The following is a 17,073-nucleotide window of genomic DNA, read 5'->3' as shown; positions in this document are numbered from 1 at the left end:
CGCCGCGCCACAGCAAACAGGAGAGCAAACATGAGCAAGATCTCGAAGCTTCCGCGCAGCGCCGCCCTGGTGGCGGGCGCCCTGTCCTGCCTCGGACTGTCGGCCTGCATGACAACCACGCCGGTGTGGGATGGCCAGCGGGGCGTGGCACTCGCCACGGTCAACCAGATGCAGATCATCAACCCCGACGCGCCGGCCGGCCTGCCGACTGTCACCGGCACCGACGGCAAAACCGCCGTGGCTGCGATGCGCAACTTTGACCGCTCGCTGATCCGCATGCAGCCGACCGGCGGCAGCACCGGAGGCTTCGGCATCGACTTCGGCTCCGGCGGCTACGGCGGCATAGGCATGGGCGGCGGCGGCAGCAGCTCGCGCTGAGCATGCCCAGGCACACCATCACGCCGGATCCGGGAAACCAAAAGAGAGACTTGCGAGGACACCATGCTGAAGATCCTGATCGCATCCGAGAACGCCGAACGGCTGGCCGAGATCAGCCGGCTCTGTGCCGCCGTCGGGAACTTCCGGGCCATGTCGCTTCAGGAAGGCCTGGCCCGCTTCCCGCTCCATGCCAGTCGGCTGCGCATGGCGGACATGCTGATCGTCGAGGTGCCGGAGCTGGGCCCGGCGCAAATGCTGTCGATCGAAGCGCTGCGCCAGCAACACGCCGATCTGCCCTGCATCCTGGTAACGCAGGCGCCCAGCCCCGACGTATTGATCAAGGCGATGCGCGCCGGCATCCGCGATGTGCTGTCGTGGCCGTTGGACAAGGCGCAACTGGCCGAGGCCTTGAGGCGGGTTGAAGCTACCCATGTACCGCGCGCGCAGGAAGCCGCCCAGGTCATCTCGCTGATCGCCTGCAAGGGCGGCGTGGGCACAAGCTTCGTCACTACCAACCTTGGCGATACGATTGCCAGGCAACATGGCAAGCGCGTACTGGTGGTCGACCTCAACCGGCACTTCGGGGACCTGACCCACATCGTCACTGACAAGACACCGCCGTCTACGCTCCCGGACGTCTGCGACCAGGTCGACCGCCTGGATGCAGCCTTCCTCGACGCCTGCGTGGTGCACGTGGAAAGTGGCTTCGACCTGCTCGCGGGAGCCACGGACCCGGTCAAGGCCACGAAGATCCAGAAGGACAAGCTGGAGTGGATCCTGTCCGTCGCGCAGCCGAACTATGACTTCATCATCTTCGATATGGGCCAGAGCATCGATCCGTTGTCGATCAGCATGCTGGACCTGAGCGAACGCATCTACGTGGTGACGGAGCCGGCAGTCGCGTGCGGCCGGCCAAGCCGCCGACTGCTCGACATCCTGCACGCGCTGCACTACCCGGCGGGGAAGATCCAGGTTGTACTTAACCGCACGGGCCGCAAGAACGAGGTGCCGCGCACAACCATGGAAGAGATCCTGGGGATGAAGGTGACGGTGACCCTGCCCGATGATCCGTCAGCCGTGGATGAAGCCGTGAGCCACGGCGAACCGGTTGGCAAGCTGAGCCGGCGCAGTGCAATCGCCCGGGCGTTACAGGCCATGGCCGCACAACTTGCCGCCCCGCCCGAGAACGGCCGCCATAGCAAAGCCGAATCCATTTCGCCACTGCGTCGCCTGATGTTGCGCACCAAGAGTACCTGACGATTGCCGCCTGGCCGCGCCAAACCCAATTCCAATGAAGGAGCCCATCATGTCGATCCGCGAACAGCTTGCCGGTGCCGGCCCCGCATTCACGACCAATGGCCACGCCGCGATCCAGTTCGCGACGGCCACGCCTGCCGGCATGGCTACGTCTCCGGGATACCACGCCCTCAAGCGCGAAGTGCACGAAACCGTGCTGGACCGCATCGAACTCGAGCGCCTGGCGCGCTATCCGCAGGAACAGGTGAGACAGGAAGTCGCCACACTAGTGAACCTGATCATCGACGAGCAACGGGTCCTGCTCAATGACAACGAACGACGTCAACTGACGGTCGAGATCTACGACGAGATGTTTGGCTTCGGTCCGCTTGAGCCCCTGCTAAAGGATCCCACGGTGTCCGACATCCTGGTCAACACTGGACGCCAGACCTATGTGGAACGACGCGGCAAGCTCGAACTGACCGACGTCGTCTTCTATGACGATGCGCACCTGATGAAGGTCATCGAGAAGATCGTCTCGCGCGTGGGCCGCCGCATCGACGAAACCAGCCCGATGGTGGATGCACGCCTGCCGGACGGTTCGCGCGTCAACGCCATCATTCCGCCGTCCGCCATCGACGGCCCCCTGCTGTCGATTCGCCGCTTCTCCGTCAACCCGCTCCAGGTTTCGGACCTCGTGGAACTGCGCAGCCTGACGCCGCCGATGGCGCAGCTGCTGCAGGCGCTGTCCAAGGCCAAGATCAACGTGCTGGTATCGGGCGGCACCGGCAGCGGCAAGACCACGCTGCTGAATATCCTGTCCGGCTTTATCCCCGAGGACGAACGCGTGATCACCATCGAGGACGCCGCCGAACTGCAGCTGCGCCAGCCCCACGTCCTGCGGTTGGAAACGCGCCCGCCCAACATCGAGGGCAAGGGCGAGATCACGCAACGTGCGCTGGTGCGCAACGCGCTGCGGATGCGCCCGGACCGCATCATCCTGGGCGAAGTGCGCGGCGGCGAGGCACTGGACATGCTCAACGCCATGAACACCGGCCACGAGGGCTCGCTGACCACCATCCACGCCAACACGCCGCGCGATGCCCTGACCCGCCTGGAGAACATGGTCAGCATGGCCGGCCTGACCATGCCGGCCAAGGCCATGCGGCAGCAGATCGCCTCGGCGATCACGGTCATCGTCCAGGCCGCGCGCATGACCGATGGCCGGCGCAAGATCATCAGCATCTCCGAAATCACCGGCATGGAAGGCGACATCATCAACATGCAGGAGATCTTCACATTCCAGCGTACCGGCGTCGACAAGGACGGCACCGTGCGCGGTCATTTCCGCGCGACGGGGGTGTACCCGAAGTTCGCCGAACGCCTGCGTGTGTTCGGCGTCGGATTGCCCGACGAAACCTACGATCCGGCCAAGCGCCATGAGGTCTGAGGCAGACACCGACTATCGCAACGATAACGCTACGCGGAGACACTCATGAGCATGATCTTCTATGCCTTTGGCATTTTGCTGTTCGTGGCCGTGGTGCTCTGCGTCGAGGGCGTCTTCATCTGGTGGAACAGCACGCATGGTGCGGCGGCCAAGCGCATCGAGGCACGGCTGCGGGCGCTGTCCGCCGGGGGCCAGGTCGGCTCCGAGCAGCTGTCGATCCTCAAGAAGCGGCTGCTCGCCGGGTCGCCGCGCATGCAGAAACTGTTGATGAGCATGCCCCGTGTTGGCGCGCTCGACCGCTGGCTCGAGCAGTCGGGCAGCTCCTGGTCAGTGGCCCAGTTGATGGGCTACTGCGCGACGGTGGCTCTGTGCACCATCGCGCTGATTCCGGTATCGCCGGTGCCCACACCGCTGATGCTGGTCGCCGCCGCGATCGCCGCGGTCCTTCCGGTCCTCCATGTGTCGCGCCAGCGGGCCAAGCGGATCATCCAGATGGAAGCGCAGTTGCCCGATGCCGTCGACATGATCGCCCGTGCATTGCGCGCCGGGCACGCGTTCAGTGGCGCGCTCGGCATGGTCGGCCAGGAAATGAAGGCGCCAATCGGCCCGGAGTTCCGCACCACTTTCGAGGAAATCAACTACGGTGTTGCGCTTGACGAAGCCATGACCAACTTGGCAATACGGGTACCCGTAGCCGACTTGCGCTACTTCGTCATTGCGGTCCTGATCCAGCGCGAAAGCGGGGGCAACCTGGCCGAGATCCTCGACACCATCGGCAACATGGTGCGCGAACGCCTGAAGCTGTTCGCGAAGATCCGGGTGCTGTCTGCGGAAGGGCGCATGTCTGCCTGGGTGCTGGGTCTGCTGCCCTTTGCCACCGGTGGGATGGTCATGGTGGTCAACCCCGACTTCATGAAAGTGCTGTGGGAAGATCCGATTGGCCTGAAGATGGTCGGCGGCGCACTGGTAATGATGGTGCTCGGCGTCTTGTGGATGCGCAAGATCATCCGCATCCGGGTATGACATCACCAAGATCGCAACGCAGGCAGCGCTCGAACAACATAGTGCTCGCGATTACGGGCAGGTAGCCTGACGGGGAGTCCATCATGCAAGGCATCATTCAGGGGTTTCAGTCCGATCAGCTGGTCGTGCTTGGGTTGATCTTCGTGGCGGCATTTGGCACGGTGTTTGGCGTGCTCTATGCGTTCTCGCCCAACCGCATGCGCGGCCGCGCCGAGCAACTCGCGGGCCAGGCAGGGCAGGTATCCAGTGGTGCCGGAAGGCAGCAGGCCCTGATCGACAAGCTCGTGCAATGGGCGCAGCCGGTCTCGCGACTGTCGCTGCCCAAGGAAGGATGGGAAGGTTCGCAATTGAGGGTGCGTTTCATGAACGCCGGGTGGCGTGGCGCAAGCGCCGCGCCGCTGTACTTCACCGCCAAGACAGTACTGGCAATCGCCCTGCCCATGGTCGGCCTGATCGCAGTCAGCAATCATCCGGCGCTACAGCAGCAACACACCATGCTCGCGTTGCTGACGCTGCTTGCCACCATCGGCTATTACCTGCCGAACACCGTGCTGTCGCACAAAGTGTCCGAACGCCAACGAGCGGTTTTCGAAGAATTCCCCGACGTCATCGACCTTCTGACGGTATGCGTGGAAGCGGGCCTCGGCCTCGACGCGGCGCTGATGCGCGTGGCCGATGAACTGGCCCTGCGCTGCCCGGTCCTTGCCGACGAACTGCAACTGATGCTGCTGGAGCTGCGCTCCGGCTTCTCCAAGGAGAAGGCGCTTTCCAACCTTTCGTTACGCACCGGTGTGGAAGATGTTGACAAGTTTGCATCCATGCTGATTCAGGCCGACCGCTTCGGTACCAGCCTGGGCGACTCGCTGCGCGTGCTGTCCGACATGTTGCGCACCAAGCGCCGCTTGCGGGCAGAAGAACAGGCAGCCAAGATTGCGCTGAAGCTGTTGTTCCCGCTGATTTTTACGATCTTCCCGTCACTGCTGCTGGTACTGCTGGGCCCGGCATTCATCCAGATCTATCGCGTCCTGTTGCCGACCATGGCCGGCCAGGGATAGCGTATCCGGATAGCCGGAAACGGTTCCCCCGGCTGTCTCCCGGTGCAACGCCGGCAAGACGGTCTTTGCCCGGGCCTGGCTCCGGGCTTTTTCGCCTTCTGCGAGAGCTCTCTGCGGCACCGCTCCGATCCACGGGACTTGACCGGATCGCCAGCCTTCTGAAGAATTCAACCGTCCGTTGCACGACGCATCATCCGAATGAATTCGCCCGGAGTTCCCATGAAACTACGTATCCTGAGCGACCTGCATATCGAGCACTCCATGCCGCAATCCGTGCCGGACTGCGAAGCAGATATCGTGATACTGGCCGGCGATATCGCCAATGGCCGCGAAGGCATCGATTGGGCAACTCGAACCTTCGGTCAGCCGGTGATCTACGTGCCGGGGAACCATGAGTATTACGAAGGCAACGTCGACGCGGTGGACCGGATCATGGCGGACGCGGCTGCCGCGCATCCCGGTGTGCACCTCCTCAACGGCGCGGTGGCGGAGTTCAGCAGCGCCAGTGGACGCGTACGCGTCCTGGGCACGACCTGGTGGACAGACTATTGCCTGTTCGGCGCCGACAGGCGCGAGGCATCGATGCAGGCCTGTTCTGCGGTGATGCTGGACCACCGTCTGATCGAGCTAAATGGTGACGACGGCCACCTTCGTCACTTCTCGCCGGAAGACGCGCTGGCGCGCCACGAGGTCGCCTCTGTGTGGCTCGCCAGGGAACTGGCGTTGCCCTTCGATGGCAAGACCGTGGTGGTCACACACCACGGCCCCGACCTCGGCAGCCTCGATCCGCGCTACTCGCACGACCTGGTATCCAGTGGCTTCCTGTCGCGACGGCCTGATCTGGTAGCGCAGGCCGATCTCTGGATCCACGGCCATACGCATACCAGCTTCGACTATTGGATCGACTCGTCGCGCGTGGTATGCAACCCTCGCGGCTATGTCAGCCGCCGCACTGGCGAGCTCGAAAACGCCCAGTTTGACTGGTGCTGCGTGGTCGAGATTTGATGCAAGCGCGGATTGCCTTGCCCCCGTAACAAGGGAAGCGGGGTCCGCCGCGCTTATCCTTCCTTTCGTCGGCCGATGACGCATCACCGCCGATGCACCGCTCATTCGAGACGCATCAGGTGGCGCCATTCCGTACCCATATTGTCGTCGGTAACCTGGCTCATACCGACAGTGCGAGCCAGGATGCGCGGACAGGATTCCATGGCATCCTCGCGACGAGAGCTGGCACGGTGCAGCGAGGATTCCCACTCGGCCATCAAGGCATCTGCGACGAGGCGGTCCTGGGCCCTACCCGCATCGAGGACCGGCCGGCCATTGACGCGATAGGCTTCCAGAGTCCGGCGGAAGTGTTCGAAGTCCCAGGCCAGAGGTGCACGCGACACAACCATATGATTGCTGAAACGCGCCCCGTAGGGGAATGACAGGCAAGCCGTGCGCTGAACCCGCTCCGAATCGGTCGTGTTGTAGTAAAGGATCCCCCCTGGATTTAAATGGGCATCGGCCAGTTGAAGGAACTCGGCAGACAGAAGATTGGTGGCATTGGCCCGGAAATGCCAAGTTGTATTAGAGACGATGGCGTCAAAACGCCGGTCGCGGTTCATGCGCAACCAGCGGCGTCCGTCATCAGTAACGAGTGTCACCTTGGGATTGCTCAGTACAGACGCAACTTCCGCCGCCCCCGCCACCAATTCCACGTAGCCGGGGTTGATCTCCACGATCGTGAGCGATCGGACTTCCGGATTGTTGGCAATCACCTGTGCCCACGAACCCGATGACAGTCCGATCATCAGCACGTCGCGCGGGTGGCGATGGAACAGGTTCAGCGCATAGGGACGCAGAATGCCATTTGTGTCATGCCGCAGATCGACGTTGAAACGGCCGTCATACATACCGCCGCCATACACAGTACCCTCCCGATCAACCGTGATGATGCCACTGCGGTTTTCGATCACATGAGCGAAGGGCCCCTTGGCTTCGGGTGAACCTTTCCATAACAGCGATTCCAGTACGCCGATACTGAGCGCCGGGAGTGCCACTACGGTCAACACGCCCATGGCGCCGGCACAGCCGGCATGCCAGCGCTTCACCTGCGGTGGTAGTGGCAGCCACGCGTGCAACAACAACAAGCATGCGACACCAGCCCCAACCAACACCATGGAAATGCTGACTAGTCCGAGATGCTCCATCAGGACAAAGCCGGTAAGGACGCTGCCCGTGGCCGAGCCGGCGATGTTGGCAAGATAGAGTAGAGCAATGCGCATACCGGCATGGCCGTCGGGGGACACGCCCCAATGGGCCAGGCAAGGTAGCAGCGCCCCCCAATTGCGAGCCACCACGAACACCACCAGCAGCGAGACGCCAAGCTCCGCGCCACCGGGCAGGGGGAAATGCGCCAGCAATGGCAGAAACAGCAAGCCCACCAGATTGGCCTTTAGCAGCGAACCTGACAACTGCCGCATTCCGTGTTCCAGCGCCCCGGCGCACCACTCCCCCGCCTGGCGCGATCCCGAGGCGATGCCGATCAAGAATGCTGCCAAAGTAGCCGAGAAAGCCGAGGCCCCGCTCCCGGAAGCATAAGACACTGTGCGGAAGAAAAAGATCTCATACGAGAGCGAGATTGCCCCGCCAGCACAAGCCAGGGCCACCACCGCGCCAAAGCGCAGTGCTGGTGTCGTGGTCGACGAAAACACCTGCGATGGTGCCGCGCCTGTATCGCCCCTACCACGGTCGCGCCAATGCGCGACCAACGCCACCACTGCTACGGCTGCGTTGATCGCAACCGCCACGTACACCGCGGCCTGCATGCCGAGAAAGGGGAACAGCAACACGGTACAGATCAGGCAAGCAACACCAGCCCCCAATGTATTGACGTAGTACAGCAAACCAACGGAGCCGCCCACGTTCCCTGAGCGTCGAGCCAGGTGTCCAACCAGCACCGGCAGCGTTGCGCCCATGAGCAACGTCGGCGCCAGCACCAGCGCCAGCGCCACTGCCGCTGTCGCGCTTAAGGGCAGACCCAGCGCTAGTGTGCCAACCCGGTCAAATACATCAAGCGAAACGAGGCCGAAGGTTCCGGTAAGAAGTTCGATCGCAGCCAGCAACGGAAGCAGGGCAAGGCCGCGTCGCTTCGACAGCAACCCTCCCGCGAGACTGCCCAGGCCAAGTCCCAACATGAAGGCGGTGACGACGATGGTCACCGACTCGATATTGACGCCGAGAATCCGAAACAGCGCCCGTTGCCATATCAGCTGGTAAATGAGCGCCGGGAATCCGGAAAAGAAAAACAGAACGCAGATGGTGTGCTTCCAACGCAGCGCAGTGGCATCCGTCGGGATTCTTCCGTCATCTCGAACCCGTATTTCCGTCGGCAATGCGTTTGCGATCGGGTTTCTCGTTTCCATGGATTCCCCTCTGGCCCATCATTCCTCTTCTCTGTAGCGCGTTAGCGATTCGAATACAACGGGCCAGCCAAAGTGCGAAGCGGGCACGCGATGCGCCCCGGCTCAGACCGGCTGAGGCGCTGCAGCGGGCTCCGCCCTTGCCAGCGTGCTCCTGTGGGCAAGCAAGTGCAGCGCGCCAGCAGTCAGCGCCCACAATCCCACGCCAGCCACGACATCGACAAGATAGTGACCACCTTCGGTGGGGGTCGACATGATCATCAACAGGTTAAGCAGGCCGATGATCACCACGCCCACGCGCGTCCAGCGCATCGCTTGCACAAAGAACAGTGCCATGGCCGTGTGATACGACGGAAGCGATATCAGGCCTTGCATTTGCGCAAGGTCGAACACCCGCATCGATCCTTCTCGCAGCACGCTGAAGTGAGAAACGGTAGCCATCTCTGCAGGGCTCGCCACGCCGAAAAAAACAAAGGCTCCGGCCGCCGGCCATGGAGCCGCGATCAGCAGCAGCAGCACACATGAGAGCATCAGGTTGGAAAGAAACTCCCGCAAGTAGGCAGCCCGCCCAAGCAGACCGATCAGCATTGGCACCAGCACCAGTTGAGGCAAACCGCTGGCATAGGCCAGTTGCAGGACGAAGTTAAGTGTCCAATGCGACCGCACCCAGACATAGGCCCGCGGCCAGTCAAAGCCCAGCATCGCATCCAATGCCGCCAGTTTGGTGTCCACCAATGGAGGAGCGAGCGTGACAAGCAAGTAGGACAAGACACTCATGACACTGGTGAAGGCAACCATCAACGCGCCACACTGCGCTACCAGCGCCAGCCGTCGGTAGTGAAGTCCGCGCGTTGTAGTCGTTACGCGTGGGAGGCCTGCAATCAAATTCAGCACGAAGGCGATGCCCCCCAGGATGGCCACGGCCACGCATTGCGCGACCAGACTGCCATGCGTGACCGAATGCCCGCTGACAATCAGCCAGACGAAATCCAGCGCAAGAATCACGAGCACAAACGCCCATCGGATAGCATCGCCCCGGGTAAACACCTGAGTATCAGTTGTCATTTTGCAGTCCCCCGGAACCGTTCGGACGGAAATCTAGGCCCTGCCGAGGAGGCATGGTGCATCCACTCGCAAACTTTCGGCTAGCCGACCCGCCCTTCTTGCCGCGTTGCGGTTTGGGACGCTGGGATCCTAGCTGCATACAGTGCCGCTTCCAGGATCCTGCCCCATGATTTCCCGTGGAAGATAGGTCACGAATCCGGGTACTGTCAGGCCGGAAGAGAACCCGATCCATGCCGCCGGTGATACCGGGGAAGCGCTCATCCCTGTCACGCTGACGGAAACCCCGGTACAGGATGTGCTGTCGCAACTTGCGCTGATGCCGTTCGCGTCGTACCAGGTAACAGCGACATTACTGGACGAGAGACTCGGAACGATCTGTTGCATCCGGCTGAGCACTGATCCCGATCCTCGCCCGCACACCACGGCCTGCCTTGCGCCCCACCGCGTGGCTTCCGCCACGGAGTTCCAGGTGAACAGAACGCGCCCGAACTCCAGTATTCCAAGAAGCACCGCAAAGAAGAGCACTGCGACGAGCGCAAACTCCACGGCCGTCGCACCCCGCTGATGCCTATTCATATGCCTGCCTCATCGTGGCTGAGATGTCGCTGAAGGAAATCGACGTCAGGGAATTGCTGCCGCCGGTGTAGAACCGCGTGAAGCCAAACAGGTCCAGCAGCGGTGTAAACGTATAGCCGGAGATCCGTACCGTAACCGTGTTGATGGCAGGATTGCTGCCCTGACCCATATTGGAAGTACAGGTCGGATCCGCCGCGTCGCAAATGCTGACCATGCCGATGGTCAGGCCCGGCACCAGCGTCGCCTGGTTATTGGTCACCACCGGAGTACCATAGACCACCAGTTGCTGTGCCATGGCATGCGCCGCCGCGTTGCCTGCCGCCTGCGTACTCAGATAGCGGGCTGCATCACGGACCGACTTGGCCAGCGTGTTGTACGTATAGATGGCGCGGCCAAACTCGGTGACTGCAAAGCAGATCGCCAGCAGCAGTGAGATGGTGATGGCGAACTCGACGAGCGCTACGCCTTTTTGTCGCTGTTTCATCGATTCCCCCTACTGTACGAGCGCCGGAATCATGGGGCCGAAATTGCCGCCGGCCAGGCCGTTGGTCGTGCAAGGACTGCTGATGCTCGCGGCGTTGCCGAGGTATTCGAACTGCACGGTATCTGTCGGACCGCTGATCGGCTGCAACATGAGCATGCAGGCAAAATCAGCCACTTTCGATGACGAAACCACCGGCACGATGACAAGGCGACGGCTCATCCCCAGCTTGGCGATGTCCCCCGTGCTGCCTGGTGAGGCCAGGTTCTTGTAGCCTCCCATCATGTTGAGGCCAGTAATGTTGTCGCCGGCTTTTACATCCGTGCCTGTATCGGCATAGCTGGCGAAGGTGAGCCGCTTGGCTTTGAAGTTGACCGCAGTCGGGTCGGCTCCGCCGGATGTGCCGGTATACGCGTTCCTGCCATTGGGCCAGTTCTTGATCGTGTAGGCATAGCCTGTGAAATCAGGCCGCAACGTCTGCATGTCTCCATTGTTCTTGTAGATGCCGAAGCGGCCGTTCCACTGATCGTCGACCGCGACTTTTGCGCCCGGGGTCCGCAGCGTATCGTTGACCTTGGAATTGCAATACCCGACGGACATCTCGTTCTTTGTCTCATTGGCATTGGTCGAGCCGTCCAGGTTGTACCACCCCATTTCCCCGGGACCAGCCGTCTTCGTCCCGTCGTAGAGTACCGGCACCCATTCGCCAACCGCGAAGCCATAGTCGGGCGAAGTCCCGCCGGATTTCGGGAGCAGGCCAACAGGGATCGGACAGGTGCTCTGAGCGTGGGTACGCGTGGCAACGCCTACGGCGGCCACGGCATTGCTGGTTGGCCCACCAACCATCTGGATCAGGAAAGCCACGATCCCGCTGGTCAGGTGGTTGCACTTGGCGTAGCGCGCATTGGCCACCGGCGTGAACGTCGAACTGAATGCGCCGGTGAGCGAGTCGCTGAACGTGACATCCGTGTCAATGAGCGATGCAGATGCCTTCTGGTATTGAACCTTGTTGGCGTTCCCGGCGGTCAGGCCGGCGCTGGTCGCCCGTGTCAGGGCATCCGCGGCGCCATCCAGTTCCTGCGCCGCCGCCAGCGCGCAGCTGTCGACGGCCGACTGCAGCTCGGTCTTGGCAACGAACATGGCCCCAAGGTCGATGACCAGCCCGGCCATGCCGAGCAGCACGGCGAGGGTCAGGCCCACAATCGGAAGAATGACCCCTCTTTCCTTCTTGTTGTCGTACCTGGACATATGGCTTCGCCCTTGGATATTCATGTGAGCACGATGGGGCGAATTGCGGGAACGGGTCCGAATAGCCATTACCCCGGCGAAACTTCCCAAGCCCTACCGACGTACATGCATTCTTGGCGATGCGTACGGCAATTGGTATCGATCCAATGGGGGAACGGGCCGCCCGGCTGTCAGCCGGGAAGCGATCAAGAAATGAAACGCGGGAACGAGAACACAGGACGCCGTGAGGGCTGGCGTAGGTTCTGCGACCAGACAGGGTCGGCGTAGCCGGCTCAATAGTGCCAGTGGATGCACTTACGGCAACGCTTAGCCGTATTGAGGCACCTGTGCTGCCCCGGCTAAGTCCGCAGCGTGTTGCAGAGTTGATTCATACCTCTGGCGAAAAGGCGTCACCGCATCGAGGCAAACAGCGCGCGCCAACATGACTTCGACACAAGCAAAAACCCCCGCAAGCTTTCGCTTGCGGGGGCTTTTTCAGACAGCCTGCCCGTTAAGGCAGTCGGTCGGCACAAATTACATCATGCCTTCCATGCCGCCCATGCCGCCCATGCCGCCCGGCATTGCCGGGGCCGACTCTTCCTTCGGCGTTTCAGCAACGGCGCAATCCGTGGTCAGCATCAGCGAAGCCACCGAAGCAGCGTTCTGCAGTGCGGTGCGGGTGACCTTGGTCGGGTCCAGCACGCCCATTTCCACCAGGTCGCCGTACTCGCCCGAAGCCGCGTTGTAGCCGTAGTTGCCCTTGCCTTCGATAACCTTGGCAACGACGACCGAAGCTTCTTCACCAGCGTTCAGCACGATCTGGCGCAGCGGCTCTTCCATGGCGCGCAGCACGATCTTGATACCGGCGTTCTGGTCCGGGTTTTCACCGGTCAGTGCCGAGATCGCAGCGCGGGCACGCAGCAGGGCCACACCGCCGCCGGGGACGATGCCTTCTTCCACTGCAGCGCGGGTAGCGTGCAGGGCGTCTTCGACGCGGGCCTTCTTTTCCTTCATTTCGACTTCGGTGGCAGCGCCAACCTTGATCACGGCAACACCGCCGGCCAGCTTGGCCACGCGCTCTTGCAGCTTTTCACGGTCGTAATCCGAGGTCGCTTCTTCGATCTGGGCGCGGATCTGCTTGACACGGCCTTCGATCGCACCAGCGTCGCCGGCACCGTCGATGATGATGGTGTTTTCCTTGCCGATCTCGATGCGCTTGGCCTGGCCGAGGTCGTTCAGGGTCGCCTTTTCCAGCGTCAGGCCGATTTCTTCGGCGATGACGGTGCCGCCGGTCAGGATGGCGATGTCTTCCAGCATGGCCTTGCGGCGGTCGCCGAAGCCCGGAGCCTTGACGGCGGCGGTCTTCAGGATGCCACGGATGTTGTTGACCACCAGGGTCGCCAGGGCTTCGCCTTCGACGTCTTCAGCGATGATCAGCAGCGGGCGGCCGGCCTTGGCCACTTGCTCCAGCACCGGCAGCAGGTCGCGGATGTTCGACACCTTCTTGTCGAACAGCAGCACGAACGGGTTGTCCAGCTGGACAACCTGCTTTTCCGGGTTGTTGATGAAGTACGGCGACAGGTAGCCGCGGTCGAACTGCATGCCTTCCACGACTTCCAGCTCGTCGGCCAGCGACTTGCCGTCTTCGACGGTGATCACGCCTTCCTTGCCGACCTTGTCCATGGCTTCGGCAATGCGCTCGCCGATCGAGGCGTCGCTGTTGGCCGAGATCGCGCCAACCTGGGCGATTTCCTTGCTGGTGGTGGTGGGCTTGCTGATCTTCTTCAGCTCTTCGACGGCGGCGCCGACAGCCTTGTCGATACCGCGCTTCAGGTCCATCGGGTTCATGCCGGCGGCGACGAACTTCATGCCTTCGCGCACGATCGACTGGGCCAGAACGGTAGCGGTGGTGGTACCGTCACCGGCGTTGTCGCTGGTCTTGGAAGCCACTTCCTTGACCATCTGGGCGCCCATGTTCTGCAGCTTGTCCTTCAGCTCGATTTCCTTGGCCACGGACACGCCGTCCTTGGTCACGGTCGGGCCGCCGAAGCTGCGCTCCAGCACCACGTTGCGGCCCTTCGGACCCAGCGTAACCTTCACTGCGTTGGCGAGGATGTTCACGCCTTCGACCATCTTGGCACGGGCGGCGTCGCCAAATACTACGTCTTTTGCTGCCATGTTCTGATTCTCCTAATTCGGTACGGTGCTAGTCGTCAACAAGCAATTACTTGTTCACCACGGCCATGATGTCTTCTTCGCGCATGACCAGCAGTTCCTGGCCATCGACCTTCACGCCCTGGCCGGCATACTTGCCGAACAGCACACGGTCACCCACCTTGACGTCGAGGGCAATGTTGTTGCCCTTGTCATCCTTCTTGCCCGGGCCGATGGCCAGCACTTCGCCTTGATCCGGCTTCTCGGCGGCGTTGTCGGGAATCACGATACCGGACGCGGTCTTGGTTTCGTTGTCCAGACGCTTCACGATCACACGGTCGTGCAAAGGACGCAGATTCATACGGGACTCCTAGATACAAAAGTGAGTTTTGATTCACAAGCGAGCCGCGATCAGGGTCGGCGGCCGCGGAATTTCGGGTACCGCAGGGGGCTGTTAGCACTCACCCCCAGCGAGTGCTAATTATAGGGACGCGGTATGGCCATTTCAAGACAGCGACTTGATGGGGGTTTTCCCTTGGTGGGTGTCGGGGGCCTTTAGTGACGCGGAGGCGAAGGTGGCGAGGTGGCGAGATTCGTTCAACCCTGGCCTCTTACGGCTTCCCGCGCCAGCCCGAACTCCTCGCGCAATGTCCCCGGCTGTCACGCCGGCGCCCCGCCACGTCAATCCCGATGGCGATGGCCTTCCTAGAATGCTGACAGTTCATTCCGGGCACGTGGCGGTGCCCACAACCGGTGACAGGCAACGATGGCGAACTCTGAGCGATTTCTGGTAACCGGGGCACTGGGATGTATCGGCGCATGGACGGTGCGCCGGCTCGTACAGGAAGGCGTGCCGGTCGTTGCCTTTGACGCGGACAACGATGTCCGGCGCCTGCGCCTGTTGATGGACGACGCACATCTGTCGCGCGTCGAGATGGTTCGCGGCGACATCACGGACCTGGGCCTGCTCGAGGCAACACTGGACAGGTATCGCATCACGCATGTCATTCACCTGGCGGCGCTGATTCACCCAAGGTTCAAGGCCGATCCCCTGCTGGGGGCCCGCGTCAACGTGCTGGGCGGCGTGAATCTGTTCGAGGCAGTGGCGCGGCGCGCCCAGCGGATCGCCGGCATCGTGTACGCGTCATCGATCGCGGTGTACGACAGTTGCGGCGCGGCGAGCGATGCAACCGTCCTGCACCACACCTGCGGGCATCCGACGACCCTCTATGGTGTGTTCAAGCAGGCAGAAGAGGGCATGGCGCGCGTGTATTACCAGGACAGAGGCGTCTCCAGCATCGGCCTTCGCCCGGCAACAGTATTCGGCGCCGGAAGAGACTATGGCCTGACCGCGGCGCCCACCCAGGCGGTCCTGGCGGCAGCGCTCGCGCGTCGTTTCCATATTCGATACAGCGGCCGCAGCCAGATTCACTATGCCGACGACCTTGCGCGCATGTTCATCGCGTGCGCACGTTCCGGCTATCGCGGCGCTGACGTCTTCAATATCCACGGCAGCGTCGCAGACATGGGCGAAGTCGTCGAGACGATCGAATCGGTCATACCGGAAGCGCGCGGAACGATCACGTTCGCCGGGCCATCGCTCGGACTGCCCGAAGACTACGACGCGACCGCGCTGGAGAATGTGATTGGTCCCCTGCCCCGCACGCCGCTGCGCGAAGCAGTAAGCGAGACCTTCAGACTCTTCCGCAGCGGGATCGCCAGCGGCGCAATCCGCGACATCTGATTCCGTTTGCCGCGGCGGTGCCGTCGCGCCACGATCTGCGCATTCCCCGACGCATTTCCCCGTTTTCCCACATTGCCTCCGAGGGCATCCCCGGATTGGGCTTTCCCTAACTGTCCCGAAATGTCAAATATTTGCCCCTGAATGTTAAGACGCTTTGCGCCGCCCACCCATACTTCTCGCACGACTGCCGTCGTCCATGGCACCCATTTCGAGACCACACCCATAACGGGGAGACATCTATGCCAATCCGCCCTACCCTGAACTGCGTGCGCCGCGCCGCCGTCTGCGCTGTCCTGGCCCTGTCCATGCCCGTCGCCATGGCATGGACCAACAAGCCCGTCCGGGTGCTAGTCCCCGCGCCTGCCGGCGGCACCATGGATGTGCTGGCACGCGTGCTGTCCGAAGCGATCACAGCCGAACTGGGCCAGTCCGTGGTGGTCGACAACAAGCCGGGGGCCGGCGGCGGCATTGCGATGAACACGTTGCTGGCGGCGCCGGCCGATGGGCAGACCATCCTGGTGTCGACCACCAATGTGCTCACGGAGATCCCGCATGTGATGAAGGTCTCTTACGATCCGATGAAGGATGTGAAGCCGGTGGCCGCGGTGGCCAGGTCGACTCTCCTGCTGGTCGGCTCGACGACCTTGCCGCCCAAGGACCTGCCGAGCCTGATCAGCTATGTAAAGGCCCATTCGGGCCAGCTCAGTTTTGCTTCCTACAGCGCGGGCACCGTCGCCCACTATGCTGGCCTGATCATGAACCAGAAAGCTGGCATGGATCTGCAGCACGTGCCCTTCGCCGGCTCTCCGCCGGCGCTGACACAGGTCATGGGCGGACAGATCGCGGTGATGTACGACGGCATGGTGACCTCGCTGCCGATGATCAAGGCCGGCAAGCTGCAGGGCTATGCCCTGGCCGCGAAACAGCGTTCGCCGCTGCTGCCGCAAGTCCCGACCTTTGCCGAGCTGGGCTATCCGGACATTGACTTCAACAACTGGGCGGGCGTGTTCGTATCGTCCAAGGTGCCGGCGGACGTGGTCCAGAAAATCCAGGCTGCCGTCTACAGGGCGGCCTCGACGCCCAAGGTGCAGGAGCGGATTCTCGGGCTCGGCTTCGAGACCGTACCGGCGCAAACCCCGGCTCAGCTTGGCCAGGCCTTGCGCGCCGAATACGATCGCAATGCCGCCATCGTGAAGACCTATAACATCCAGCCCTGACGGACCGCGGCTCCGGCGGCGTTGGCTGCCGCCTTCCTGCCGGAGCTCGCGCTCAGTCACCGA

The 17,073-nt window shown here is 62.3% G+C and carries 15 protein-coding genes; 8 read left to right on the top strand and 7 right to left on the bottom strand.

The window, feature by feature from the left end:
• Positions 1-30 precede the first annotated feature (30 nt).
• The 6 genes from ACIGJC_RS03605 to ACIGJC_RS03580 all read left to right on the top strand — a co-directional run bounded on the left by ACIGJC_RS03605 (position 31) and on the right by ACIGJC_RS03580 (position 6,147).
• Positions 31-378, top strand: a complete 348-nt coding sequence (locus tag ACIGJC_RS03605; protein WP_483710662.1) for a hypothetical protein — start codon at positions 31-33, stop codon at positions 376-378.
• Positions 379-441: 63 nt separating this feature from the next.
• Complete coding sequence (locus tag ACIGJC_RS03600; RefSeq protein ID WP_483710661.1) at positions 442-1,635, top strand: CpaE/TadZ family protein; 1,194 nt, start codon at positions 442-444, stop codon at positions 1,633-1,635.
• A 49-nt stretch (positions 1,636-1,684) separates the two neighbouring features.
• Positions 1,685-3,064 carry a TadA family conjugal transfer-associated ATPase gene (locus tag ACIGJC_RS03595; protein ID WP_483710660.1) on the top strand — a complete coding sequence of 460 codons (1,380 nt, stop codon included), beginning with the start codon at positions 1,685-1,687 and terminating at the stop codon, positions 3,062-3,064.
• A 45-nt stretch (positions 3,065-3,109) separates the two neighbouring features.
• A complete protein-coding gene (locus ACIGJC_RS03590; RefSeq protein WP_483710659.1) occupies positions 3,110-4,087 on the top strand; it encodes a type II secretion system F family protein in 978 nt (325 codons plus the stop codon).
• Between the two features lie 83 nt (positions 4,088-4,170).
• Positions 4,171-5,142 (top strand): type II secretion system F family protein, encoded by a 972-nt coding sequence (locus ACIGJC_RS03585; RefSeq protein WP_483710658.1) that lies wholly within the window; start codon positions 4,171-4,173, stop codon positions 5,140-5,142.
• A gap of 219 nt (positions 5,143-5,361) precedes the next feature.
• Positions 5,362-6,147, top strand: coding sequence for a metallophosphoesterase family protein (locus ACIGJC_RS03580; RefSeq protein ID WP_483710657.1), 786 nt, complete (start codon positions 5,362-5,364; stop codon positions 6,145-6,147).
• A 101-nt stretch (positions 6,148-6,248) separates the two neighbouring features.
• Here the strand turns inward: ACIGJC_RS03580 and ACIGJC_RS03575 are convergent, their stop codons facing one another.
• The 7 genes from ACIGJC_RS03575 to groES all read right to left on the bottom strand — a co-directional run bounded on the left by ACIGJC_RS03575 (position 6,249) and on the right by groES (position 14,410).
• Positions 6,249-8,549, bottom strand: a complete 2,301-nt coding sequence (locus tag ACIGJC_RS03575; protein WP_483710656.1) for a spermine/spermidine synthase domain-containing protein — start codon at positions 8,547-8,549, stop codon at positions 6,249-6,251.
• A gap of 102 nt (positions 8,550-8,651) precedes the next feature.
• The gene (locus ACIGJC_RS03570) at positions 8,652-9,611 is read right to left on the bottom strand and encodes a phosphatase PAP2 family protein (protein ID WP_483710655.1); all 960 of its coding nucleotides are present in this window, start codon (positions 9,609-9,611) and stop codon (positions 8,652-8,654) included.
• A gap of 129 nt (positions 9,612-9,740) precedes the next feature.
• Complete coding sequence (locus tag ACIGJC_RS03565) at positions 9,741-10,187, bottom strand: TadE/TadG family type IV pilus assembly protein (protein WP_483710654.1); 447 nt, start codon at positions 10,185-10,187, stop codon at positions 9,741-9,743.
• On the bottom strand, positions 10,180-10,671 hold the full coding sequence (locus tag ACIGJC_RS03560) for a TadE/TadG family type IV pilus assembly protein (RefSeq protein ID WP_483710653.1): 492 nt from the start codon (positions 10,669-10,671) through the stop codon (positions 10,180-10,182). The genes ACIGJC_RS03565 and ACIGJC_RS03560 overlap by 8 nt, the downstream gene beginning before the upstream one ends.
• A gap of 9 nt (positions 10,672-10,680) precedes the next feature.
• Positions 10,681-11,916, bottom strand: a complete 1,236-nt coding sequence (locus ACIGJC_RS03555) for a TadE/TadG family type IV pilus assembly protein (protein WP_483710652.1) — start codon at positions 11,914-11,916, stop codon at positions 10,681-10,683.
• Between the two features lie 513 nt (positions 11,917-12,429).
• Positions 12,430-14,073 carry a chaperonin GroEL gene (gene groL / locus ACIGJC_RS03550; RefSeq protein WP_483710651.1) on the bottom strand — a complete coding sequence of 548 codons (1,644 nt, stop codon included), beginning with the start codon at positions 14,071-14,073 and terminating at the stop codon, positions 12,430-12,432.
• A gap of 46 nt (positions 14,074-14,119) precedes the next feature.
• On the bottom strand, positions 14,120-14,410 hold the full coding sequence (gene groES, locus ACIGJC_RS03545) for a co-chaperone GroES (RefSeq protein WP_008644494.1): 291 nt from the start codon (positions 14,408-14,410) through the stop codon (positions 14,120-14,122).
• Between the two features lie 405 nt (positions 14,411-14,815).
• On the opposite strand from groES, the gene ACIGJC_RS03540 reads away from it, so the two are divergent.
• Both ACIGJC_RS03540 and ACIGJC_RS03535 read left to right on the top strand, forming a co-directional pair.
• Positions 14,816-15,793: an NAD-dependent epimerase/dehydratase family protein gene (locus tag ACIGJC_RS03540; protein ID WP_483710650.1), complete on the top strand. Its 978-nt coding sequence runs from the start codon at positions 14,816-14,818 to the stop codon at positions 15,791-15,793.
• 239 nt (positions 15,794-16,032) lie between these two features.
• The gene (locus ACIGJC_RS03535) at positions 16,033-17,010 is read left to right on the top strand and encodes a Bug family tripartite tricarboxylate transporter substrate binding protein (RefSeq protein WP_483710649.1); all 978 of its coding nucleotides are present in this window, start codon (positions 16,033-16,035) and stop codon (positions 17,008-17,010) included.
• Positions 17,011-17,073 lie beyond the last annotated feature (63 nt).

It is taken from the genome of Cupriavidus sp. C3SS-1 (genome assembly GCF_057073755.1).
Note: the sequence above shows the minus strand (reverse complement) of the source record. Positions and strands in the feature narration are given on the sequence as shown.

What these genes read in the sequence shown, in the direction of transcription:
- ACIGJC_RS03605 (WP_483710662.1), top strand. Translation starts at nt 31, where the DNA reads ATGAGCAAGATCTCGAAGCTTCCGCGCAGCGCCGCCCTGGTGGCGGGC.
- ACIGJC_RS03600 (WP_483710661.1), top strand. Translation starts at nt 442, where the DNA reads ATGCTGAAGATCCTGATCGCATCCGAGAACGCCGAACGGCTGGCCGAG.
- ACIGJC_RS03595 (WP_483710660.1), top strand. Translation starts at nt 1,685, where the DNA reads ATGTCGATCCGCGAACAGCTTGCCGGTGCCGGCCCCGCATTCACGACC.
- ACIGJC_RS03590 (WP_483710659.1), top strand. Translation starts at nt 3,110, where the DNA reads ATGAGCATGATCTTCTATGCCTTTGGCATTTTGCTGTTCGTGGCCGTG.
- ACIGJC_RS03585 (WP_483710658.1), top strand. Translation starts at nt 4,171, where the DNA reads ATGCAAGGCATCATTCAGGGGTTTCAGTCCGATCAGCTGGTCGTGCTT.
- ACIGJC_RS03580 (WP_483710657.1), top strand. Translation starts at nt 5,362, where the DNA reads ATGAAACTACGTATCCTGAGCGACCTGCATATCGAGCACTCCATGCCG.
- ACIGJC_RS03575 (WP_483710656.1), bottom strand. Translation starts at nt 8,549, where the DNA reads ATGGAAACGAGAAACCCGATCGCAAACGCATTGCCGACGGAAATACGG.
- ACIGJC_RS03570 (WP_483710655.1), bottom strand. Translation starts at nt 9,611, where the DNA reads ATGACAACTGATACTCAGGTGTTTACCCGGGGCGATGCTATCCGATGG.
- ACIGJC_RS03565 (WP_483710654.1), bottom strand. Translation starts at nt 10,187, where the DNA reads ATGAATAGGCATCAGCGGGGTGCGACGGCCGTGGAGTTTGCGCTCGTC.
- ACIGJC_RS03560 (WP_483710653.1), bottom strand. Translation starts at nt 10,671, where the DNA reads ATGAAACAGCGACAAAAAGGCGTAGCGCTCGTCGAGTTCGCCATCACC.
- ACIGJC_RS03555 (WP_483710652.1), bottom strand. Translation starts at nt 11,916, where the DNA reads ATGTCCAGGTACGACAACAAGAAGGAAAGAGGGGTCATTCTTCCGATT.
- groL (WP_483710651.1), bottom strand. Translation starts at nt 14,073, where the DNA reads ATGGCAGCAAAAGACGTAGTATTTGGCGACGCCGCCCGTGCCAAGATG.
- groES (WP_008644494.1), bottom strand. Translation starts at nt 14,410, where the DNA reads ATGAATCTGCGTCCTTTGCACGACCGTGTGATCGTGAAGCGTCTGGAC.
- ACIGJC_RS03540 (WP_483710650.1), top strand. Translation starts at nt 14,816, where the DNA reads ATGGCGAACTCTGAGCGATTTCTGGTAACCGGGGCACTGGGATGTATC.
- ACIGJC_RS03535 (WP_483710649.1), top strand. Translation starts at nt 16,033, where the DNA reads ATGCCAATCCGCCCTACCCTGAACTGCGTGCGCCGCGCCGCCGTCTGC.